At 65.2% G+C, this 23,548-nt stretch carries 15 protein-coding genes; 9 read left to right on the forward strand and 6 right to left on the reverse strand.

The genetic code is table 11. From position 1 onward, the window contains the following. Window positions 1–70: 70 nt before the first annotated feature. The 3 genes from QRQ56_RS36540 to QRQ56_RS36550 all read right to left on the reverse strand — a co-directional run bounded on the left by QRQ56_RS36540 (window position 71) and on the right by QRQ56_RS36550 (window position 3,783). Window positions 71–1,216, reverse strand: a complete 1,146-nt coding sequence (locus tag QRQ56_RS36540; protein ID WP_438746496.1) for a GNAT family N-acetyltransferase — start codon at window positions 1,214–1,216, stop codon at window positions 71–73. 101 nt (window positions 1,217–1,317) lie between these two features. Then, window positions 1,318–2,670 (reverse strand): O-antigen ligase family protein, encoded by a 1,353-nt coding sequence (locus tag QRQ56_RS36545; RefSeq protein ID WP_438746498.1) that lies wholly within the window; start codon window positions 2,668–2,670, stop codon window positions 1,318–1,320. A 15-nt stretch (window positions 2,671–2,685) separates the two neighbouring features. Then, window positions 2,686–3,783, reverse strand: a complete 1,098-nt coding sequence (locus QRQ56_RS36550; protein ID WP_438746501.1) for a glycosyltransferase — start codon at window positions 3,781–3,783, stop codon at window positions 2,686–2,688. A 248-nt stretch (window positions 3,784–4,031) separates the two neighbouring features. Here QRQ56_RS36550 and QRQ56_RS36555 point away from each other — a divergent pair, with 248 nt between their 5' ends. Next, a complete protein-coding gene (locus QRQ56_RS36555) occupies window positions 4,032–5,018 on the forward strand; it encodes a glycosyltransferase (RefSeq protein WP_438746503.1) in 987 nt (328 codons plus the stop codon). A gap of 3 nt (window positions 5,019–5,021) precedes the next feature. Here QRQ56_RS36555 and QRQ56_RS36560 read toward each other — a convergent pair whose 3' ends face one another. After that, window positions 5,022–6,050, reverse strand: coding sequence for a glycosyltransferase family 2 protein (locus tag QRQ56_RS36560; RefSeq protein ID WP_438746504.1), 1,029 nt, complete (start codon window positions 6,048–6,050; stop codon window positions 5,022–5,024). Between the two features lie 397 nt (window positions 6,051–6,447). Between QRQ56_RS36560 and QRQ56_RS36565 the strand changes: the two genes are divergently transcribed. The 4 genes from QRQ56_RS36565 (at window position 6,448) to galE (ending at window position 11,708) form a co-directional block, all read left to right on the forward strand. After that, window positions 6,448–7,242 carry a class I SAM-dependent methyltransferase gene (locus QRQ56_RS36565; protein ID WP_438746505.1) on the forward strand — a complete coding sequence of 265 codons (795 nt, stop codon included), beginning with the start codon at window positions 6,448–6,450 and terminating at the stop codon, window positions 7,240–7,242. Between the two features lie 288 nt (window positions 7,243–7,530). After that, window positions 7,531–9,900, forward strand: coding sequence for an exopolysaccharide transport family protein (locus QRQ56_RS36570; protein ID WP_438746507.1), 2,370 nt, complete (start codon window positions 7,531–7,533; stop codon window positions 9,898–9,900). Further along, a complete protein-coding gene (locus QRQ56_RS36575) occupies window positions 9,893–10,696 on the forward strand; it encodes a WecB/TagA/CpsF family glycosyltransferase (RefSeq protein ID WP_438746509.1) in 804 nt (267 codons plus the stop codon). The genes QRQ56_RS36570 and QRQ56_RS36575 overlap by 8 nt, the downstream gene beginning before the upstream one ends. 19 nt (window positions 10,697–10,715) lie before the next feature. Continuing rightward, window positions 10,716–11,708 (forward strand): UDP-glucose 4-epimerase GalE, encoded by a 993-nt coding sequence (gene galE / locus QRQ56_RS36580; RefSeq protein WP_438746512.1) that lies wholly within the window; start codon window positions 10,716–10,718, stop codon window positions 11,706–11,708. Between the two features lie 41 nt (window positions 11,709–11,749). Here the strand turns inward: galE and QRQ56_RS36585 are convergent, their stop codons facing one another. Continuing rightward, the gene (locus tag QRQ56_RS36585) at window positions 11,750–15,865 is read right to left on the reverse strand and encodes a bifunctional diguanylate cyclase/phosphodiesterase (protein WP_438746514.1); all 4,116 of its coding nucleotides are present in this window, start codon (window positions 15,863–15,865) and stop codon (window positions 11,750–11,752) included. 295 nt (window positions 15,866–16,160) lie between these two features. Here QRQ56_RS36585 and QRQ56_RS36590 point away from each other — a divergent pair, with 295 nt between their 5' ends. The 3 genes from QRQ56_RS36590 to QRQ56_RS36600 are packed head-to-tail and all read left to right on the forward strand — an operon-like array spanning window position 16,161 to window position 19,397. After that, window positions 16,161–17,213, forward strand: coding sequence for an Ldh family oxidoreductase (locus QRQ56_RS36590; RefSeq protein ID WP_438746516.1), 1,053 nt, complete (start codon window positions 16,161–16,163; stop codon window positions 17,211–17,213). Window positions 17,214–17,234: 21 nt separating this feature from the next. After that, on the forward strand, window positions 17,235–18,602 hold the full coding sequence (locus tag QRQ56_RS36595; RefSeq protein ID WP_438746517.1) for an LLM class flavin-dependent oxidoreductase: 1,368 nt from the start codon (window positions 17,235–17,237) through the stop codon (window positions 18,600–18,602). Window positions 18,603–18,617: 15 nt separating this feature from the next. After that, a complete protein-coding gene (locus QRQ56_RS36600) occupies window positions 18,618–19,397 on the forward strand; it encodes a fumarylacetoacetate hydrolase family protein (protein WP_438746518.1) in 780 nt (259 codons plus the stop codon). Window positions 19,398–19,506: 109 nt separating this feature from the next. Here the strand turns inward: QRQ56_RS36600 and QRQ56_RS36605 are convergent, their stop codons facing one another. Beyond that, on the reverse strand, window positions 19,507–19,962 hold the full coding sequence (locus QRQ56_RS36605; protein WP_438746520.1) for an Lrp/AsnC family transcriptional regulator: 456 nt from the start codon (window positions 19,960–19,962) through the stop codon (window positions 19,507–19,509). Window positions 19,963–20,115: 153 nt separating this feature from the next. On the opposite strand from QRQ56_RS36605, the gene QRQ56_RS36610 reads away from it, so the two are divergent. Continuing rightward, window positions 20,116–23,547 (forward strand): indolepyruvate ferredoxin oxidoreductase family protein, encoded by a 3,432-nt coding sequence (locus QRQ56_RS36610; RefSeq protein WP_438746521.1) that lies wholly within the window; start codon window positions 20,116–20,118, stop codon window positions 23,545–23,547. Window position 23,548 lies beyond the last annotated feature (1 nt).

Here is a 23,548-nt window from a genome sequence, read left to right on the forward strand (position 1 = left end):
TTGTTGGGTGTTTTTTTTGTTTGTCGTTTTGTACTTTTAGGTGGGGGTAGACCGTTTCGGTATGGCCGCTTCAACGGATTCCCTTGCCCAAGGCGCGCGCCGCGAGAGCGGCGGCCGCGGGATAGCGGCGCAGGCCCTGCGCGGCGTGATCGCGCCAGGCGTAGGGCACACCACGCCAGGTCAGCGCGACGCTGACATCGGTCAGCGGCACCCGCTCGGCGCCGAAGCGCCGCTTGTAATCCTGATTGCCGATGCTGAGGTCGAAACGGCGCACGCCCTCGGCATGCAGTGCCGCCATCGTCCGCTCGGTAACGAGCAGTCCCGGCGAGCAGCTCGACCACCCATTTCCGGCGTGGCTGATGCGCAAGAGATAGTAAGTCGCGCCGTATCTGACGCCGAGCGTCGTGGCGATGACGCCCTCGTCGCAGACGAGCGCTGACACGACGGCATAGCCCTCGGCGACGCCCTGGCGCGCCACCTCGCGGTAGAACCGGGCATGCGCGTCGTCGTTGAGGACGAACCGCGAGCCGAGCTGATGCATGCGCGCTTGTTGCTGCACGTCCATCACGTCCAGCAGATCGCGCGCCCGCACGACGTCCGTTGCGACCTCGAAGCGCGCGCCTTCATGCCGGCTGAAGACACGCCAGCAGCGCGGCATCTGCATGCGCTTGATCGAGGCCTGATAGTCCGCATAGTCGTCGCCCATCAGCACGAGATTGCCGTTGAGCGAGGAGGATCCGATCCGGCCGAGCGAGACCAGCGGATTCGGTTTGCCGCCGACCTGGGCCGGCATCTTCCGCCATCGGAGCAGATCGAAGCGGTCCGGCAAGGCGCGCAGCGCCGCGACCAGCGCTGCGCTGATCGCATCCGCCGCTTCGGCGTCTACCGCGGCATCCTGCGCCAGGATCGGCGCATTGTTGTCGGAGACGCCGAGATCGGCAAACTCGACGATGCGGATGCCGCGCCTGACATGGCTGATCATCGGCACCATCGCGATGTCCCTGCCGGTGGCGGCATCGGAGATCAGCGCAATCAACGGCGCGACGTCATCGAACGCCTGATACCAGGCGTCGAGCCAGTAACCATGCTGGAAGGCGGTGCGATGCCCCGCGTTCAGGCGCGAGGTGGCCTCGCGCCAGTCGCGCACGAAATCGATCGCGATGTCCGAGGTATCGGACACAACACCTTCCAATTGCTCGACGCTGAGAAACGTCATCGGCGGGGCATACGATTACTGAATGTTTCGGGATAGATCATGTTTTGTCGCAGACCGGCTTATCGTTAAGCCATTGCGACGGCGGACAGCCCCGAACGCGCTCATGGCTTCGGTTCCGTCTGCGCGACGCATTGGAACCTTGCCAGGAAGTGCAGGCCGGCGACGGCCAGAGCGAACATGAACCAAATCGGATTCTGTCGTTCGAGCATGAAGGTCTCGGTCGCTCCATAATAGAGGCCGAACAACCATACGGTCAGGAACAGCTTTGCCAGCGCGCCACTGCGGTTATGGGTCCGGGCCGACTGGAAATTGCCGAGCGGGGCGAGCACGAAGACGAGGATCACGAGCAGGAGGCCGGGCAGGCCGATGGTGACCGCGAGATCGAGATAGCTGTTGTGGCTGTGTGCCGCCGACGTCGCCCATTCGGCGCCCTGCGCGGTCTGCCGCGCCGTGACGTCATCCCAGAAGGCCGCATAGCCGTGACCGATAATCGGCTTCTCGGCGACGGCCGCAAGCGCGAACTCCCAGATGTCGGAACGGCCCGTGAAGGTAGGATCGAGCGGGAGCAGCCGCGTCATGGCTCCGAACGCCGGGCTCAACACACTGCCGACTGTCAGCAGGTTCATGATGATCAGCGGCACGAAGCAGATGACCCGCTTCAGCCACAAGCTCGGTGTGACATAGACCAGCGAGGCCAGCGCGTAGATCGCAAGGCACAGCACCGTCGACGTCTTGCCGCCCGTGAAGATCAGGAAGACGCCGGCCAGCGCTGCGATCGCGGGCCCCATCACGAAAGAGCCGGCGGCGCAGAGATAGATGCCGACATAGACCAGGATGGTCATCACGGGCGAGGCGATGTTCTTGTGGCCGAAACTGCCGCGCCAGTCGCCGGCGAGCTGCGGCTCGGTGACATCGAGCGCGGTGTGGATCGAATAGTGCGGCGCGAGGAAGACGCCAAGAAAGCATAGCGTGAGCAGCACCAGCGCGGCGGCGCCGAGGCACTGGTTGAAGCTGCGCTGCGACGGCGGCAGCAATGGCAGCAGCACGGCGAGCGAGGTCACGCTGGCGGCGAGCGCGAAGCGCTGAATCGAAACGCCGCGGTTCTCGGAGAGGACGACGTTGATCACCAGCCACGCCACCAGACAGAGGTGGAGCGGCGTTACCAGGGTCTTCAGCGCAGGTGCATCCGTGGCCGCGACGAACAGCACCGCAACCACGGCCAGGAGGCCCCAGGACACATAGTCCAGCGCCATTCGTCCGCCGACAACGGTAGTGACATCGGTATTGCGCAGGTCGGGAAACGGATCGAGCGTCACCATCACCAGCAGCAGCGAAACGACCGCGACCAGACAACGCGCAGCCTGCACGGCGTCGAGCTTCGCCAGGCTGTCGCGTAAGGCATGGCCCAACGATCGGGCCTCGAGGTCAGTCATGTCGGCGACGCTTCGGCTCATGCTGCGATCCACCGCTCAAGACACTTGCTGAGGCCGGTGAAGCTCCAGATCCTGGCTCACCGCCGTAGAGCGCTCGTCATCGGACTTGACGGCCGCCTGCGCTGCCGGCCGCATGATGCTTCGCGCGATCTCATAATATTGCAGCGCTCGTTGCTCGAGCGTGAGGTTGTCCAGGATATAGCCGCGCGGATCGAACGCGCTCGCGGCGCACCCGGCCCAGAAATCGTCCCAGCCCGCCTCGAATTCCGCGATGTCGGCGAACTTGGCGCCGCAGCGATCATCCCAATACGGCACCGAGGACACCGGCGCGAACTGCACGCGGTGCGGATAGTAGTCAGGGTCCCGCCACGGCCCGCCAGGATCCCAGGCGAAAACGGGCACGCCACACGACAGGGCCTGCTGATAGGCGATGCCCTGACTCTCGTTCTGGCACAGGAAGATCATCGCGCGCGAGGCCGCCAGCGCGGCCTGGAAATCCTCTTCCTTGTAGCTGCCATAGCGCAGCTCAGTGAACGAACGGCCCTCCCTGATCAGCCGGGCGCGGACGGGCTCGATCAAGTCCGGCGCGAAGCGTTCGCGGTCCCAATGGACCTTGTCGTAGATCAGCACGTCGACGCTCTTCCGATCGGCGCGCGTCGGCGCCCAGAGATCGGTGTCGATACCGATCGGCCAGGCCTCGGTGTCGGGCCAGTGCGGCCGGTACATGTCGACATACCAAGGGCCGGGCACCACGACCTTCTTCACCGGCAGGCGCTTGAAGAGATCGGGGTCGTCGAGCGGATGATTGTGAGCGGCGACGCCGAGCAGGATCGGGTTCTTCCACGCGAATTTGTCGAGCAGGAAAGTGCGGCCGATGATGCAGGCGAGCTCGTCGGGATGCTGCGCGATGTAGCCGTAATCGTTGACGCGGTAGCGAATGCCGAGCCGGTCGAGCCCGGCGCAGAGATTGAGGAATACGCGAAGCTGTCCGCTCATGCGTGGCTCGCCGAGCAGCAGACGGCGCGCCATGCGCCGCAGATGGCGATCGCCTGGAAACCAGCGATCGTCCTTGTCCTCGTAGAAGAGGTTGAGGATCATCGCATCGGGGTCGTGTTCGAACGTCTTTGCGGGCACTGGATCCATCCGCGGCAACCGGATGCGCATTCTCGCACGGGACGGGCTGTCGCTCTCTTCGAAATTTGCCACAGGCTTAATGCCAGTGGCTTAACGCTATTCTACGAAACCGCCGCCGCAATCGCCTTCCCGGCAAGCATTCGCGTGCGATGCGAGTATCATCCCGCGCGCAATCGAGGTTGCGATCACCCGCGTTTTCAGCGCGGCGGATGCAGCCTGGTTAACAGTTCATTAAAGACGAGCGTAGCGTGATCACCGCAGAAGACGTTCTCGAATTGCCGGCCGCCTCCCGCGTGGGGCCGGCGGCACGTCTGCCGCTGCCGGCGACCTCGGTTCCGCTCGTGTCCGTCGTCATTCCCGCCAAAAACGTCGCTGCCTATATCGGCGAGACCCTCGCGAGCGCGCTCGCGCAGAGCGAGGTCGGCGAAGTGATCGTGGTGGACGACGGTTCCACCGACGACACCACCGCGATCGTCCGCGCCATTCGCGATCCCCGCCTGCGCCTGATGACAAATGATGCCGCCGGCGTGTCGGCGGCGCGCAATCTCGGCGCGCGATATGCCAGCGGCGAGTGGCTGCTGTTCCTCGACGCCGACGACCGCCTGCGTTTCGGCGCCGTGGCCGCGCTGCTGACGGCCGCACGCGGCGCGCCGCGCGCGGTTCTCGTCTATGGCGATTACAACACGATCGACAGCGAAGGGCGCCAGATCGGCCGCCGCGGCCTGTTGAAGGGACGCCGCAAGCCATCCGGCGACGTGCTGACACGGCTTGCCGCCGGCAATTTCATCGTCAATGGCGGCATCGCGCTGGCGCGCGCGGAAGCTTTCCGGGCCATCGGCGGCTTCGACACGTCCTTGCGGTATTGCGAGGACTGGCATTGCTGGTGCCGCCTGGCGGCGATCGGCGAATTCGAGTTCGCGCCGAAGCTGCTGCTCGATTATCGTCTGCACACCGCCAACACCATGAACGCTGCCGTCCGCACGCCGAAGGACTTTTTCCCGGCCATCGCGCGGGTGTTCGACGACGGACTGATCCTGGCGAGATTGCCAGAGCGCATGACGGCCGGGCTGCGCCTTGCCGCCGAGATCCATCTCGTCACCTACTCGGCGATGCAGGCCGTGCGCTTCGGCAGGTATCGCGACGCCTTCGCCTACCTCGCGATGATCGGCCAGCGATCGCTCAGATCGCTGCCCCGCGCCACGCTCAGGGTCGCGCTCGCCCGGTTCGGCATCTAGCCGTCACGACACGATCTTCGAGGCCTCGTAGGGCTTCGGCGCGAAGCCGAACGCTGCGAGCATGGAGCCGAGCGCCACCAGCGCCGGGTGCATGGCGACGACGGGTTTCGACGTCGTCAGCAGGCGCGCGGAGCGGACCAACGACAACGGCAGCCGCCCCAGCATCTGCGCGAACACCCACGCGCGCCCGCCCAAGCCTTGGGCGGCCTTGACTTGCACACGATAATTGATCGCGCCGATGCGCAGGCCGCGCTTTGCGATCCAGCCGGGACTGGTGCGGCTCTGCGGCACGGTCTCGGTGATAACCGCTTCCGCCGTCCAATGGAATGTCATGCCGGCGTCACGGCACCGCACGAAGAAGTCGCAATCGCCGCCGCCGAGAAAATTGAAGCGGAGGTCGAACGCGGGACGATCGAACCGCTCGAAGGCCGCGCGCGTGATCAGGCAGTTGCCGCATCCGTAGATCAGCGGCACCGCGCCGGAATAATCGTAGGCGGGACAAAAGGCGGGATGACGCGACAGCCACGGCTTGCTGTCGTCCTCGAACACGGGCAGCACCGGCCCCCCGACCACGTCGGCACCGGTCGCCTCGGCGGTGCGGACCATCAGCTCGAGCCAGTCGGGTGAGGCGATCTCGTCGTCGTCGATCATCAGGAAGCGGGTGGCCGCGGGGAACAGCGCCTGCGCCGTCTCGAACGCAGCGTTGATTGCCTGGCAATTGCCCTGCCGCTTCTCGACCAGGCAGACGCCCTGCAGCCTGCCCTCGGCCAGGAATTCCGCGGCGACCGGCGCGCTCTCGCGCTGCACGGCATCGTTCTCGACCATGACGACGGCAAAGGAGCGTGGGGTGCGCTGGTTCGCCAGCGAGTCCAGCGTCAGCCGCAGGTGCTGCGGACGACGGAAGCAGGGAATGCAGACGACGATGCCGACCGACAGGTCGATGACGCGGGAGCTGGCCGCGATCTCCCGGTTGGGATCGCGCAGTCCATCCGAGATGCGCGTGGCGGACAGCTCTGTCGGGATCAGTGTCATGACGTTCTAGATGTCCGACATATGTTGAAAAAGCCCTGCTTCGATCAAACGTCCCGCAACAGTACATCGCCGCGGGACAGATGCGTCCCAAAAATGCACGCCCCGCCGAAGCGCGGTTGCCTGCGCCTCTCGCCGATCCGTCGGCCATCCCGACACAAGCATCGTGCGTTTAACCGCTTTGATGTGTTTCTGCCGCGAAACCATGCGCACGTGGTACTGCAATTCGCGGTCCACGCGGCGACGACAATCCAACATGAACAATGCCGTAGTTAATGCACATGCGCATTAACCGGGCCGTAAGCACTGCCACCGGTGATGCCGTGCGGCATTGGATTTGCTCTTCGGGCAGGCGAGTATTTTCCTGTAAATTTGATTAGAACAAGCGCGGTCAGAAAATATGAACAAGCCAGCAACGATCGATTTCGTAACAGCCACGGCGATCCGGATTCCCGCAGGCCCCGTCCAGGCGCTGCACGATCTCGTGCCCGGCGAAGCGCGCGACAGCCTGCTCGCCGTTCACGACGTCCTGCGCAGCGAACTGCCGAACGACCAGCTCGCCATCTACGAAGCCGGTGGGGGCTCGTGCAGCGTGCTGCCGCCGGAATTGCTTAGCCGCAGCAAGGTCACCGTCGTCGATATCGACGAGGACCAGGTGCGCAACAACACCTACGCGGACGAGGCCATCCTCGGCGACGTGCAAGCCTATCGTTTCGCCCGCGAGACCTTCGACCTCGTGATCTGCTACAACGTGATCGAGCATCTGCCCCATGTCGACGCCGCGCTGCTGAATTTCCGCGATGCGCTCAAGCGCGGCGGCATGATCCTGATCGGCGCTCCCAATCCCCGTTCGCTGTCCGGCGTCGTCACCAAATATTCGCCGCACTGGTTTCACGTCTGGTTCTACCGGCACATCCGCGGCATCAAGGACGCCGGCCTTCCCGGCGAGCCGCCCTTCCCTACCTTCTTTCATCCGCTGGTGACGCTGCCCCGGCTCGAGGCATTCGCCGCTGCCAACGGCCTCGAGATGATCTACCGCCGCGAGGTCGAGAGTCCGCGCTATCCCGAGATGCGCCGGCGCAAGCCGCTGTTCGCAGCCCTCGTGGATGCCGGCGCCACCTTGCTGAACACCATGCTTTCGCGCGGGACCGACGTCCGCCGCGGCGACTATCACGTCATCCTGCGGAAGATCTGACCATCATGGCGCACGCGCGGCCCATCACGGAACGAATGGAGCCTCGCAGCCGCGCCGCGCGCGGTAACGAACCGTTAATGTTCGGGAAGCCGTGGCATCGAGGTCATGCGGATGCACCGCTTGCGGAGAAGCGCTTAAACGCTTTGTTTGCCATTTCGGTGAATAGTCCCCCAGTGAGTATGGTTAATTTTCCCTGTTGCGTTGATTGGGCACCTATATCCCGGGTGCAAGGCGTAGAGCGAAGAGTAACCCCTCAGCCTGCGGCATTTGGAATGAAAGCTGGGGACCATGCTTGACTATAACCAGCCGATAGATCGGGCGAAGCCCGAGTCCCCGCAACAGCGATCGCAGGCCGGCTTCAACGTGCTGGAGCTCGCCAACCTGCTCTGGCGGCGCAAGATCGCGATTGCCGCTGCCGCTCTCCTCGGCGCGACGCTCGCCGTCACCATCGGCAAGAGCCTGACGCCCCGCTACACCGCCACCGCCCAGCTCTATGTCGATCCGCGCGAGCTTCAGCTTGTCGACCGCGAGCTCACGCCGCGCGCGCAGGACGTCTCCGGCATGTCCATGGTGGTGGAGAGCCAGGCGCGCCTGATCACCTCCAACAGCGTGCTGCTCAAGGTGATCGAGCAGGCCGGCCTCGACAAGGATCCGGAATTCGGCGGCGGTTCTGACGGCCGGAGCCTGATGTCGTCGCTGCTCGGCCTGATCGGCCTTCAACCTCCCGCGCCCTCCGCCGCGGAGAAGAAGGAAGTTCAACTTGCGGCGCTCGACGCGCTGAACCGGCACATCACCGTCCGCAAGACCGAGAAGAGCTTCATCGTCGACATCGAGGTTTGGTCGACCGATCCGGCGAAAGCGGCGATGCTCGCCAACACGCTGACCAGTGCCTATCTTAGCGAGTCCCGCAACTCGCAGGCTTCGGCCGTGCGGCGCGCCACCAACGATCTGTCCAGCCGCCTGAAGGAGCTGCGCGAGCGGCTGCGCAACGCCGAGACCGCGCTTGCCACCTACAAGGCCCAGAACAATTTCGTCGGCACCCAGGATGCGCTGATCAGCGACCAGCAGCTCTCCGCCAGCAACCAGCGGCTTTCCGCGGCCCGCGCGGCGACCATGGATGCACAGGCGCGGCTCGACCAGATCGAGGGAAGCCGCCGGACGGCGGCCGATGCCGGCGCGATCCCGGAAGCGCTGCAATCGCCGACGATCGCGAATCTGCGCGCGCAATATGCCGATGCGCGCAAGAAATATGCTGAGCAGGCCGGCGAGCTCGGGCCCCGCCACCCGGCGCTGCGCCAGACCGAGAAGCAGGTCGAGGATCTCAAGCGCACCATCAGCGAAGAGATCGACCGCTTCGCCCAGTCCGCCAAGAACGATCTGACGCGCGCCCGCGACTTCGAAGCCTCGCTCAACCGGGCGCTGGAAGCGCAGAAGCGGCAAAGCGTCCAGCTCAGCCAGGCCGCCGTTCGCCTGCGCGAGCTCGAGCGCGAGGCCGACGCCAGCCGCGACGTCTATCAATCCTTCCTCAAGCGCTCCCGCGAGACCGAGGAGCAGGAGAGCCTGAACACCTCAGCGGCCCGCGTGATCGGCGAGGCGACCGTCCCGCAGCGGCGCTCGTTCCCGCCGGCGATGAGCCTGTTCGCCATGATCGGCTTCATCTTCGGCGCTCTGGCGGCGGCAGCCTGGTTCGTCGCGGCTGACCTCCTGTTCGCCGGCGCAGCCGCGCCCGCACCCGCCCGCCGTGAGCGCAAGCCGGTGACGGAGAAAGCGCGCGCGCCCGAAATTTTGCCGGCTGCGGAAGCGGCGCGGCCGCAGCAGGTTTCGTTGGCTCCGGAAACGGCGCAGGCCCTGCCCGAACTCGCCGCGCCATCGCTGCAGCCCGCGATGGTCGAACAGCCCCTGATCGAAAGACCGCTGATCGCACGGCTCCAGGAGGCCGACGTCATCCACACGCTCGGCGCCATTCTTTCGACCGGCGGCGGCGTCGACCTGACACGGCTGGGCTGGCCGACATTGCGGCCCGGCTTTCCCCTGACCAAGCTGCTCAACGCCTGGCGCGACATGCGCGCTGCCGTGGCCCGGCGTGCTGGCGGCAAGGCGATGCCCGTCATTGCGCTCGTCGGCGCCGGCGAGACCACCGGACGCAGCGTGAGCGCATTGAATTTCGCACTCGCGGCCGCCCGTGATGGCGCCCGCGTGCTGATGATCGATGCCGATCATCAGGCCCACGCGCTGTCGAACAAGGTCGGCCGCGTCGGCAAGAGCGAGCCGAGCAAGCTCGGCTGGCTCTCGATCGGCAGCAAGGCCGCGCGCGAGATCAAGACGGTCAACGGCATTTCGGTACTGCCCGCCGGCGAAAGCGACGCCGGCAAGGCCGCCGAGGCGATCCGCAAGGCGATCGCCCAGGCGCGCGCCGCGGGTGGCTATGACCTCGTGATCCTCGACGGCCCCGCGATGCCGCTTGTTGCCGGCAGCCGCAAGCTGCTCGACGACACCGACGCGCTGGTGGCAGTGCTGCCGACCAGCCTCGACATCAATGACAGTCTGGAAGAAATCCTGGCCGGCCTTGGCCGTGCCGAGCGCAAGCTCGTCGGCGTCGTGCTCGACGAGCTCACCCCCGCAATCGAAACGCGTCAGCGAGGCAGACAATATGCTTGAGCGCCGCGTCAACATCGATGGACGGGCCGCGACTGCCGACGTGCCGCGGATCACCGTGGGCGGGCTTCGCATGGCCGCGATCGACCTGGAGGCCACCGCCGATTTCATGATCGAGGCGACCGACCCCAGTCATCGTATCGGCCGTCCGCTGTACCTAACCTCGGCCAATGGCGAGGTGCTGGCGCGCTGCTCGACCGAGCCGCAGACCGAGCGCCTGTTCCGCGCCGCCGACTTGATCAATGCCGACGGCCAGCCGCTGGTGGCGGCCTCGAAACTGCAATCCTGGTTCCCGCTGCCCGAGCGCGTCGCCACCACCGATTTGTTCCACGTCGTCGCGCGCAAGGCGGAAGCGGTCGGCCGCACCTTCTACATGTTGGGCGCCAGCGAGGACGAGAACGTCGCGGCCGTCGAGAACGTCCAGAAGCTGTATCCCGACCTCAAGATCGTCGGGTACAGCCACGGCTATCTCAAGGGCGATGCATTGCGCGCGAAGGTCGAGGAGATCAACGCGCTTGCGCCTGACTATCTGTGGGTCGCGCTCGGCGTGCCCAACGAGCAGGCATTCGTGAAGGAATTCACGCCGCACCTCACCAATGTTGGCGTTATCAAGACATCAGGAGGGCTGTTCAACTTCTTGTCAGGCAGCCGTTCCCGCGCGCCGCAATGGATGCAGAAGATCGGGCTCGAATGGGTCTGGCGCACGCTGCTCGAGCCGCGCCGCCTGTTCTGGCGCTATTTGACCACCAACCCCCGCGCGCTCTATCTTCTCTTCAGCCGCAACCGACCCCTCCGCTAAGAGAAGAGCACAAGACGACATGACCGATCGACCGACTGTCCTCGTCACAGGAGGCGCGGGCTACATTGGCTCGCATGCCTGCCGCGCATTGACCGCCGCCGGCTATCAGCCCGTCGTTTATGACAATCTCTCGACAGGCCATCGCAGCTTCGTCGCAGGTCCCCTGGTCACGGGCGACCTGCTCGACGGCGCGGCGCTGGCGCGCGCCTTCGCCGACCACAAGGTCACAGCAGTGATGCACTTCGCGGCGGCGAGCCTGGTCGGCGAGTCCATGACCGATCCGCAGAAATATTACATCAACAATGTGCAGGGAACGCTGTCGCTGCTGCAGGCGATGCGCAACGCGGGCTGCCATCGCATCGTGTTCTCCTCGACCGGCGCCGTCTACGGCAATGCCGATTCCAAGGAGCTGCCGGAAGACTTTCCCTGCGCGCCGATCAATCCCTATGGCGCGTCGAAATGGATGATCGAGCGGATGCTCGCCGATTACCGCTCGGCCTACGGCTTCGGCGCGTTCTGCCTGCGCTATTTCAACGCCAGCGGCGCCGATCCCTCAGGCGGCATCGGCGAACTGCGCGACAATGAAACTCACCTCATTCCCCGCGCCATGATGGCGCTGCAGGGTCATGTCGACTTCGCCGTGTTCGGCGACGACTACGACACGCCCGACGGAACCGCGATCCGCGACTATATCCACGTCACCGACCTTGCGGCCGCGCATCTCGCCGCCCTGAAGCTTCTGGAAGGCGGTCATGCCGGCGGCAGCTTCAATCTCGGCACCGGCGCCGGCTTCTCCGTGCGCGATATCCTCGACGCGATCAAGCAGGAGACCGGGCGCGAGGTGCCGCACACCGTCAAGCCGCGCCGCGCCGGCGACCCCACCTATCTGGTTGCGGATCCGTCTGCTGCGAAAAAGGTCTTGAACTTCGTGCCGCGCCATTCCGACCTGGCGAGCGTGATCCGCACCGCCTGGGCCTGGCACCAGAAGGCGCATCCGCTCAAGTCGCGCTAGACCATCGACGCCACCATTTGGATTGTGCCGAGGCGCGGCCGTTAGACGACGGCGCGCTTCAATCGTGACGACGCGGCTTCCGTGGCGGCGGCATCCGGCTCCGGCTGGAGCGGCGGGGCGATTGGCAGCACCATCGGCCGCAGCAGATCGGCCATCTGCCGCGCCGGCAATGGCTTGGCGATGAGGAAGCCCTGCATCTCGTCGCAGCCATTGGCGCGCAGGAAGGCCTCCTGCTCGGCATTCTCGACGCCCTCGGCAACGACGGTCATGCCGAGCGCCTTGCCCATGCTGATGATCGCCTGGGCGATCGCCTGGTCTTCGGAATCCTGCGGAAGGTCGCGCACGAAGGAGCGGTCGATCTTGATGGTGTCGATCGGGAAGTGCTTCATCAGCGACATCGACGAATAGCCTGTGCCGAAATCGTCGATGGCAAGACGGATGCCGCGGCTCTGGATGGCATCGAGCACCTTGAGCGCGCGACCGACGTTGCGCATCATCATGCTCTCGGTGACTTCGAGCTGGAGCAGCACCGGCGACAAGCCGCTGGCCGCCAGCGCCTCGTCGACGTCTTGCAGCAGATGCTCGTCGGCGAACTGCCGCGGCGACAAATTGACGGCCATCGACACCGGCAACAGGCCGCGACGCTGCCAGGCCATGGCCTGCGCGCAGGCTTCATTGAGGACCCAGCGGCCGATCGGCACGATCAGCCCGGTTTCCTCCGCGAGCGGAATGAACTGCGCCGGCGAGATGTTGCCGAGATCGGGATGGGTCCAGCGCAGCAGCGCCTCGACGCCGGTGATCTGGCCGGTCTCCATCTCTACCTTGGGCTGGTAATTCAGCGAGAACTGGCCGCGCTCGAGCGCCCGGCGCAACGCGCTCTCGAGCGACAGCCGCTCGATCGACTGCGTCTTCACTTCCTTGGAGAAGAAGCGATAGCCGTTCTTGCCGTCTTCCTTGGCGAGATACATCGCCATGTCGGCGTTCTTGGTCAGGGTCTGCGCGTCCGAGCCGTTCGCCGGATACATCGCGATGCCGATCGAGGCCGTGGTGTGGCACTCGTGGCCGGCCAGCTCCATGGGCTGGGCAAGCGCGGTCAAGAGGTCGGTCGCGATGCGTTGAACGTCGTCGATCTCGCCGCACTGGTCGAGGATCACCACGAACTCGTCGCCGCCGAGCCGCGCCACCACGTCGCTTGCCCGCAGCGCGCCGCGCAAGCGATTGGCGACTTCGAGCAGCAGCAGGTCGCCGGCCTCGTGGCCCAGCGAATCGTTGATGACCTTGAAGCGGTCGAGATCGATGAACAGCACCGCGAAACGATGATCGTGACGCTCTGCCGCACCGATCGCCTCGCGTAGCAGCGCGTTGAAGGTCTCGCGGTTCGGAAGGTCGGTCAGGCTGTCATGCGAGGCGAGATATTCGATCCGCTCGTCCGCCTGATTCTTGGCGTCGGCGCGATCGAAATTCTCCATGGCGAAGGACACGTTGTCGGCGAGGCGCTGCAGCAGCTCGACGAACTCGGTAGTGAAGGTGGCGGGCTCGGTCGACATGTAGATCATGACGCCGACGGCCTGGTCGTGAACGATGAGCGGAAACGCCGCGCCCGAACGCGCACCGTCGCCGCGCACGACGGCATGGAAGGCGCTGACGCGCTGGTCGTTGAGATAGTCGTTGCTGATGCAGGGCTGGCGCGTGCGGAACGCCGTGCCGCTCATGCCGCGCCCTTCGGGCCGCTCCGGATCGATGGAGAGGCGGACGTTGCGCGTGGTGTCCGCGGACGGGCCGGCGCTCGCCACGATCTCCAGCTGATCGCTGTCGGACCGCGCCAGCGCGATGGTCGTCGAGGTGAACTTGGCGCCGTTCGAGGCCGCGAGACACACGAGCTCGAACAGCTCGGCGCGCGACTTCGCCCGCATGATCGCTTCGTTGGTCGCGCTCAGGGCCGCGAACATCCGCGTCAAGCGCTCCTTCTGCACCTCGGTCCGGGCCTTTTCCTCGGCACGATCGAAATTGTCGAGGGCGAACGATACGTTCTCGGCAAGCCGTCCCAGCAACTGGATCAGATCCGGCGTGAACGAGCCTTCGTCGGGCGAGAGAAACAGCAGCACGCCGACCGCAGTGCTGCCGTTGCTGAACAGCGGGAAGCATGCGCCCGATTTCGTGCCCTGCGTCTGTGCTATATGGTGCCAGTGTACGGTGCGGATGTCGGTGAGAAGCTCGTTGGTGATGCAAGGCGCCCGGGTACGGAACGCGGTGCCGGTCAGCCCGCGGCCTTCCGCGTCGTCCGCCGACGTCGAGAAGCGCCAGTCCTTGATGAGACCGCAGCTTTCGCCCTTGGTCATGGCGATGTTGAGATAGTGCCCGCTGTCGTCGACCAGCGCGATCGTCGCGGACGAGAACGTGCCACCCAGCACCGCCGCCTCGCAGACCACCTCGAACAGCTCGGCGCGGGCCTTTACCCGCATGATCGCCTCGTTGGTCGCGCTCAGCGCCTCGAGCATGCCGCGGAGGCGTTTGCTCTGCATTTCGGCCTTGGCCTTCTCGTCGGCGCGGTCGAAATTCTCCAGCGCGAAGGCGACGTTGGCCTGGAGCTTGCGCAGCAATTCCACGAACTCGTCCGTGAAGGTGCCGCACTCCGGAGAGTTGAACAGGAATACGCCTTCGACCCGATCGCCGTTGAGCAGCGGCAAGGCCGCAGAGGACGCGATGCCGGTGCTGCGGGCGCTGGCCTGCCACGGTGCGATGCGGTCGTCCGCGAGCACGTCGTTGCTGACGGCGGGCTGGCGCGTGCGGAAGGCGGTGCCGGTCAGGCCGCGGCCTTCCGGCACGTCCGCGGAGATGGAGAACTTGAAGTTACGAACCTGCTCCGCGTTCGGCCCGTAGCTGGCGACGACACGCAGCAGCTCGGCGTGATGGTCGACCAGCGCGATGTTGGCCGAGGTGAATTTGGCGCCCTTCGCCGTCGCCTCGCAGACGAGATCGAACAGCTCGGCGCGCGACCGCGCCCGCAGGATCGCCTCGTTGGTGGCGCTGAGCGCCGCATACATGCGCGCCAGCCGCTCCTCTTCCGCGGCGATCTCGGCTTTCTCGGATTCCCGGTCGAAGTTCTCGATCGCGAACGAGACGTTCTCCGCCATCCGCAGCAGCAGCGCGACGACTTCGTCGTCCCTGGCCCATGACTTGCTGATGAAGAACAGGACGATGCCGACGCTCTCGCCAAACTTGACCAGCGGAGCCGCGACGCAGGCCGCGACGCCCGCATTGACATTGGCCTGCTCCCACGGCGTCCCCTTGGTGCGGCCGACGAGGTCCTCCTCGACGAAGGGCTTCTGGCTGCGGAAGACGTTGCCGGAAATGCCGCTGCCATAGGGATTGGCGGCATCGACGGAATATTTGGTCTGGTCGACCAGCTCCAGATTTTGGCCGGAGCCGGCGACCGGCTTCAGCCAGTGGGAATCCCGCTCCTTCAGCAGGACAACCGTCGCGAGCGACTTGCCGCCATGGACGGAGGCGTCGCACACGAGCTGGTACAGCTCCTGCTCGGTCTTGGCGCGCAGAATGGCTTCGTTGGTGGCGCTGAGGGCGCCGAACATGCGGTTGAGCCGCCGCGCCGCGCGCTCGCTGGTTTGCCGCGCGGTCTCGCGTGAAAGATTGTCCAGCGCATAGGAAATATTGGCCGACATGCGCTCGAACAGGGAGACCATCTGGTCGTTCAGCGAATTGGCCTCGCTGCGGGTGACGTACAGCACGCCGACGCAGCGTCCATTGCAGAGCAGCGGCAGCGCCGCAGCCGCGCCGATATGGGCCGTGGCCGCGCCCGCGCGCCACGCCAGGGAACGCGGATCATTCAGGTAATCGTTGCTGATGCAGAGCTTCTGCTCGCGAAACGCCTCGCCGCCGACGCCCGATCCCTCGGGTGTTCCGGCTTCCGTCGTGATCATGATCGAGCGCAGTCGCGGAAGGTCCTCGCCGCAGCCGGCCGCGAACCGCAATCGGCTGCCGCCCGGTTCGACCAGGAACACGGCCACCGCCAAAAAATCCCCGCTCGAAAACCCGGCGTCGCAGACCTTCTGGTACAGCTCGTCCGGCGATTTCGCGTAGAGAATCGCTTCGTTGATGGCGCTCAACGCCGCAAATGTGCGCGCGAGTGTCGTCGGCACGATCTCAGCTCCCGGGCATTTCTGCCTATTTCTCCCGGTAACTTTATGAACGGCCATCGCCTAAGTGGTCGTTATTGCGCGCTGCAAACCCACAATCAAAGTGAACGAGCTGCGAACGCCCCGCGCCAAACCAACGAAAATACCGCCACGCGGGACGAATCCCCGACCCAAGGCGCGCTCTTTACGAATTTGCAGCCCTGTATTGGTTTACGAGAGATTGATATCGCAGCGGCGCTTTGAGACGATGGTTTCAACAACCAACGCCCGCCAAGGGCAATGACCTCGAGGGAACGCCATGCCGATCGTCAAGGCCGATCGTCTCACGCGCATCAGCGCCGCCCTGCTCCGCGCCGCCGGTGCCTCCGAGGAAGAAGCCGATGCGGTCGCGAGTGGTTGCGTCAACGCCAATCTCGCGGGCCACGATTCGCACGGCGTGATCGCCGTTCCCACCTATATCGACCGCATCAAGGCTGGCCACATCGTGCCCGGCGCGAAATGGTCCATCGTCCAGGAGACGCCGACCACGACCGTGATCGACGGCCACTGGGGTTTCGGCTTCCACGTCAACGCCAGGGCCATGGCGCTGACGATCGACAAGGCGAAGACGGCGAACGTCGCCGCCTGCACCGTGTTCCGGCAGAGCCATGTCGGCCGCCTCGCCGCCTATCCCTTGATGGCGATGCGCGAGGGCATGATCGGGATCGCGACGGCGGACTCCGGACGCTCGCCGAAGCACGTCGCGCCGTTCGGCGGCAAGGAGGCGCGGCTCGGCACCAACCCGATCTCGATCGCAGTGCCGTCGGATCTCGACGCGCCGTTCTATCTGGACATGGCGACCTCGGCGGTCGCCGCCGGCAAGATCCAGCTTGCCGTCGCACGTGGCGAAGAGATTCCAACGGGATGGATCATCGACGCCGATGGAAGGCACACCACCGATCCCACGCAATATCGCAAGGGCGGCGCGCTGCTACCGCTCGGCGGCACCGAGGGCTACAAGGGCAGTGGCCTCGCCGCCATGGTCGAGGTGCTGTGCGGCCTGCTCACCGGCCTCGGCTTCGGCGTCGAGCCGACGGGGCGGCACAATGACGGCTGCTTCATGGCCGTGTTCAACGTCGCCGCGTTCCGCCCGCTGAAGGAGTTCAGGCGCGAGGTCGCGGAGTTCGCGCACTATCTGAAATCGACGCCGCCCTCCGAGGGCAGCAAGGGCGTCTACTATCCCGGCGAGATCGAGGGCCTGCGTGAGCAACAACGCCTGCGCGACGGCATCGAGATCGAGGATGCCACCTGGGAAAAACTGCGCGCGCTGGCGCGCGGATACAGGCTCGACACCGTGCTCGATCTGGGCTGACGGCATCAGGAGAACAGTAGCATGACGCGACAGATGGTCCTGGTCGGCTTCCTCCAGGCGCAGAACTGCACCAATTTGCCGAGCTCCTGGCGGCATCCGGACTCCCGCGATGATTCGATGTCCGCGGATTACTATCAGGAGATCGCGAAGATCCTCGAAGCCGGCAAATTCCACATGGCTTTCTTCGACGATCGCCTCGCGATGCCCGACCGCTACGGCAACGATCATGCCCATACCGTCGAATACGGCATCCGCTGCGTGAAGATGGACCCGCTGATCGTGCTGACCACGATGGGCATGGTCACCGACAAGCTCGGACTCGGAGCAACCTGCTCGACCACCTATTACGAACCGTTCGACGTTGCACGCCGCTTTGCGACGCTTGATCTCATGTCCGGCGGACGCGCCGGGTGGAACGTCGTCACCTCGCTGAACGACGGCGAGGCGCTCAACATGGGGCGCGACTCCCATCCTGAGCATGACTCCCGCTACGACAAGGCCGACGAGTTCATGGAGGTCGTGCTCGGCCATTGGGACACCTGGGAGGATGGTGCGCTGATCATGGACAAGCAAAGCGGCCGCTTTGCCGATCCAGCCAAGGTGAAACGGCTCGATCACAAGGGCGCGGCCTTCAAGTCGCGCGGCCCGTTCACCGTGCCGCGCTCGCAGCAGGGTCACCCGGTGATCATCCAGGCCGGCGCCTCCGGCCGCGGCCAGCGCTTTGCCGGCCGCTGGGGCGAGGTGATCTTCACGGCCGCGCGCAATCTCGCTGCCGCCAAGGAGGGTTATGCGGCCGTGCGCAACGAAGCCGCCAAGGCAGGCCGCGATCCCGACCAGATGTTCCTCTGCAATCTGACGACGCCGGTCTGCGCGGCCACCAAGACCGAAGCCGAGGACAGGATGGCGCTGATCAACAAGCTGCCGCTCGAGATCGATGCGCTGTCGCTGCTCGCCGAGGCGCTCAACTACGACTTCGCCTCCAAGGACCTGGACGAGCCGCTGACGACGGACGAGCTGAAGAGCATGCAGGGCATCCTCGGCATCCGCGACGGCGTGCTGAAGAATTCAGGCAAGAGCAACCCCAGCGCGCGCGACTTCGTCACCTTCTCCGGCCGCGGTCAGGTGCATGACGCCATGGTCGGCGGCCCCAAGGAGATCGCCGACAAACTAGAGGAAATGTTCGTCGAGCGCGGCTGCGACGGTTTTGTCATCGCCGCGACCTATGTGCCCGGCTCCTACGCCGATTTCGTCCAGCACGTCGTGCCCGAGCTGCAGCGCCGCGGCCTATTCCAGAAGGATTATCGCGGCAAGACCCTGCGGGAAAATCTCGGGCTGAAACGGCCGGCGGCCGGCGCCTGGAAAGCACAACCGCGCGATGCCGCGGAATAGAGACGAGGGCACGACATGCGCTGGCTGAAATTCACGGCTTCAGGCAAGACTTCCTGGGGGATCATCGAGGGCGATCAGGTCGTCGCGGTCGATGGCGATCCGTTCAGTGAATGGCAGCGCAGCTCGCGCATGCATCCGCTCAGTGACGTCAAGATCGAGCTGCCGCTGATCCCGCGCACGTTTTATTGCGTCGGGCTGAATTACCTCAAGCACCTGAAGGAGGCCGCCGACAAGGCCGGCACCGTGCCGGCCGTGCCTGATCGGCCCGAGATCGGTTATCGCGCTCAGAATGCGCTGATCGCGCATGACGAGGACGTCGTGATCCCGTCCTTCGCCACGGAGAAGATCCACTACGAGGGAGAACTCGCCGTCGTCATCGGCAAGAAGGTGAAGCATCTCACCGAGGCGAACGCGATGGATTGCGTGTTCGGCTACACTGTCGGTAACGACGTCAGCGAGCGCAGCTGGCAGAAGGCCGACCGCGGCCTGTGGCGCGCGAAGAACGCCGACACGTTCAAGCCGATGGGCCCCTGGATCGAGACCGAGGCCAATCTCGATACAATGGAAACAGTGGTCCGGGTCAACGGCAAGGAGACCAACCGCTTCCACACGAACGACATGATCTTCGGCGTGGTGCCGTTCCTAGTCGAGCTGACCAGATATTTTACGCTGTGGCCCGGCGACGTGATCTGGATGGGCACCGATGGCGCCTCGCCCGACATCAAGCACGGCGACGTCGTGGAGATCGACATCAGCGGTGTGGGGACTTTGCGGAACAGGTTCGTGCGGGAGTAGCGGTAGCTCTCGTAGGATGGGTAGAGCGGAGCGAAACCTATCATCTGCAGTCGGCCCGGATAGATCTCGATGGGTTTCGCTCCGCTCTACCCATCCTACGAAGGCTCCTTCAAAACGGCAGTGCCACGCTCGTCTTGATCTCCTTCAGCACCACGTTGCTGCGGACGTAGCGGATGCCGGGGATGCGGAACATGAACTCGTCGAGGAAGCGGTTATAGGCCGCCATGTCCTGCACGACGACGCGCAAGTGATAGTCGGCGTCGCCCGTGGTCGCAAAGCACTCCAGCACCTCGCGGCGCTTGGTCACCCGCGCGACGAACTCGTCGACGAACTTCGCGTCGTGCCGTTCCAGCGAGACGTGGAGAATCGCGGACATCGCAAAGCCCGCCTGCTCGCGCGCGACCAGCGCCGCGTAGCCCTGGATGACGCCGGCTTCCTCCAGCGCACGCACACGGCGCCAGCAGGCCGAGGTGGACATGCCGACCTCGCCCGCGAGTTGCTGGTTGGTGGCCCGCCCATCCTTCTGGAGGCAGGCGAGAATCCGGCTGTCCTGGTCTTCGATCATGGCGGCCTCGCAATTCAGGAAAATCTACCAAATTTGACCATCATTTGCAAAATTCTACCGAATTTCGGCGTCCGATGGGATGAATAGGTAAGACCTACCAGCGTCCCAGGCATAACCTTCCGCGATCAGGCCACGTGCTGCGCGAGGTCCGCCATGGACGCCATTCCATCACTCGATGCCTACGAGCTCTCGGATCGCTACGACCGCGAGGAGGGCCGCGTCTTCCTGACGGGCACGCAGGCTATCGTCCGCATCGCGCTCGATCAGGTCAGGCGCGACCGCGCTGCGGGGCTCGACACCGCGGGCTTCATCTCCGGCTATCGCGGCTCGCCGCTCGGCGGCGTCGATCTCGAGCTCTGGCGCATCCAGGAACGGCTGAAGCGGGACCGCATCGAGTTTCTGCCCGCCGTCAACGAGGACTTAGCTGCGACCGCCGTGCTCGGCTCGCAGCAGGTGGAGACGCAAGGAGATCGCGAGGTCGATGGCGTGTTCGGCCTCTGGTACGGCAAGGGGCCCGGCGTCGACCGTTCAGGCGATGCGCTCAAGCACGGCAACGCCTACGGCTCCTCGCCGCATGGCGGCGTGCTCGTCGTCGCCGGCGACGACCACGGCTGTGTCTCCTCCTCGATGCCGCACCAGTCCGACGTCGCCTTCATGAGCTGGTTCATGCCGACGCTGCATCCGGCCAGCGTCAGCGAGTATCTGGAGTTCGGCGAGTATGGCTATGCGCTCAGCCGCTTCTCCGGCATGTGGGTCGGCTTCAAGGCGATCTCGGAGATCGTCGAGTCGGGCGCCTCGGTCGCGCTGCGTCCCCCGCGCACCTTCCTCACGCCGGACTTCGCGCCGCCGCCGGGTGGACTGCACTATCGCTGGCCGGATCTGCCCGGCCCGCAGATCGAGGAACGGCTGGAGGCCAAGAAGCACGCGGTCTACGCCTTCGCCAAGGCCAATCCGATCGACCGCCACATCTACGACATCAAGGATGCGACCTACGGCATCGTCACCACGGGCAAGGCGCATCTCGACCTGATGGAGGCGCTGCGGCTGATGGGCCTGGATGAAGCCGCCTGCCGCAGCATCGGCATCGACGTCTACAAGGTCGGCATGGTCTGGCCGCTGGCGCTGCATGACGCCATGGCCTTCGTGAAAGGCAAGCGCGAGATCCTCGTGGTCGAGGAGAAACGCGGCATCATCGAGAGCCAGTTCAAGGAGTATTTTTACGACTACCCCGGCGCGAAACCCGAGCGCATGGTCGGCAAGCACGACGAAACCGGGGCAAGGCTGATCTCCTGGATCGGCGAATTGTCGCCTCGCGCGCTCGCAGGCGTGCTGGCGCGCCGGCTCGACCCGATGTTTCCGGGCCTTAATCTCGCGGCACGCGCGGCTGCCCTGATGCCGGAGGCCGCGCGCAGCATCAACGTCGCGGGCGCTACGCGCACGCCCTATTTCTGCTCGGGATGCCCGCACAACACATCGACGAAAGTGCCCGAGGGATCGAAGGCGCTGGCCGGCATCGGCTGCCATTTCATGGCGAGTTGGATGGACCGCGAGACCTCGTCGCTGATCCAGATGGGCGGCGAGGGCGTGAACTGGGCGGCATCGTCGCGGTTCACCGGCAAGAAGCACATCTTCCAGAACCTCGGCGAAGGCACCTATTATCACTCGGGCTCGATGGCGATCCGACAGGCGATCGCCGCCAAGGCCAACATCACCTACAAGATCCTGTTCAACGACGCGGTGGCTATGACGGGCGGCCAGCCCGTCGACGGCCCGGTCAGCGTCCATGCGATCGCGCACAGCGTCCGCGCCGAAGGTGTGACGCGCATCGCGCTGGTCTCCGACGATCCCGCGCAGTTCAACCCCACGGACCTGCCCGCCGGCGTCACCATCCACCCCCGCGAGGAGATGGACGCCGTGCAGCGCGAGCTGCGCGAGGTTTCCGGCGTTTCGGTGCTGATCTATCAGCAGACCTGCGCCACGGAGAAGCGGCGCCGGCGCAAGCGCGGGCAGATGGCTGATCCCAGGCGCTTCGCCTATATCAACGATCTCGTTTGCGAAGGCTGCGGCGACTGCTCGGTGGAATCGAACTGCCTCAGCGTCGAGCCGAAAGAGACGCCGTTCGGCCGCAAGCGCCAGATCAATCTCTCGTCCTGCAACAAGGATTTCTCCTGTCTCAACGGCTTCTGCCCGAGCTTCGTCACCGTCGAGGGCGCCACACGCCGGAAGAAGAGCGCGAGCCAGATCGACGCGGTTACCCGTGCGGCCACGCTTCCCTTGCCCGCCTCCGTTACGCTCGATCGCCCCTACGACCTGCTCGTGACCGGCGTCGGCGGCACCGGTGTGATCACTGTCGGCGCGCTGATCGGCATGGCCGCGCATCTCGAACGCCGCGGCGTTTCGGTGCTGGACTTCACTGGCTTTGCGCAGAAGTTCGGGCCTGTGCTGAGCTATATCCGACTGGCTGCTTCGCCGGAAGCACTGCACCAGGTCCGCATCGACCAGGGCGCGGCCGATGCACTGATCGGCTGCGATCTCGTGGTCAGCTCCTCGCCGAAGGCCTCGGGCACCTATGGCAGGGGCACACGCGCCGCGGTCAACACCGCGGAGATGCCGACCGGCGACGTGGTCCGTTTCCGCGATGCCAACCTCGCCTCCCCTGCCCGCCTGCGCGCGATCGGGCAGGTCATCGGCGAGCATAATCTCGGCACCATCAATGCCAACGCGCTGGCCGAGCGGCTGCTTGGCGATGCCGTCTATGCCAACATCATCATGCTCGGCTTTGCCTGGCAGCGCGGGCTGGTCCCGATTTCGCTCGCCGCGCTGCTGCGCGCGATCGAGCTCAACGGCGTTGCGGTCGAACGCAACAAGCAGGCCTTCGCCTGGGGCCGGATCGCGGCGTCCGATCCGGACTTCCTGCCGAAGCAGAACGAGCCGGCCACAATCGAAACACTCGACCAGATCATCGACCGGCGCGCCGACTTTCTCACCGCCTATCAGGACGCCAGCTATGCGGCACGCTATCGCGCGACCGTCGCAAGGGTCCGCCATGCCGAAGCGGCGCTGGACAGCGAGGCGCTGACCGAGGCCGTCGCACGCGCCCTGTTCAAGCTGATGGCCTACAAGGACGAATACGAGGTGGCGCGCCTGCACATGCAGAGTGGCTTCCTCGACGAGTTGAAGCGTGAATTCGAGGATGGATTCAGCGTCCTATATCATCTCGCCCCGCCACTTCTTCCCTCGGGGCGCGACGCACGCGGACGTCCGCGCAAGCGGGCCTTTGGCCAGTGGATCCAGACGCCGCTTGCCTTGCTCGCGCGATTGAAGGGACTGCGCGGCACGCCGTTCGATCCGTTCGGCTACACGGCGGAACGACGCACCGAGCGCGAGCTGATCGCGTGGTATGAAGGCGTCATCGACCGGATGCTCGGCGAGCTCGACGCCGCACGTCTTGCGGATCTCGTTGCCGCCGCCAAGGCTCCCATGGACATCCGCGGCTATGGACCGGTGAAAGAGGCCGCAATCGGATCGGTAAAGACGGAGGTCGAATCCCGTCTGACAAGGCCCGTTACAGCCAAGGCCGCCTGAC

The sequence above is a fragment of the Bradyrhizobium sp. U531 genome (assembly GCF_051710265.1).
Lineage (GTDB): Bacteria > Pseudomonadota > Alphaproteobacteria > Rhizobiales > Xanthobacteraceae > Bradyrhizobium.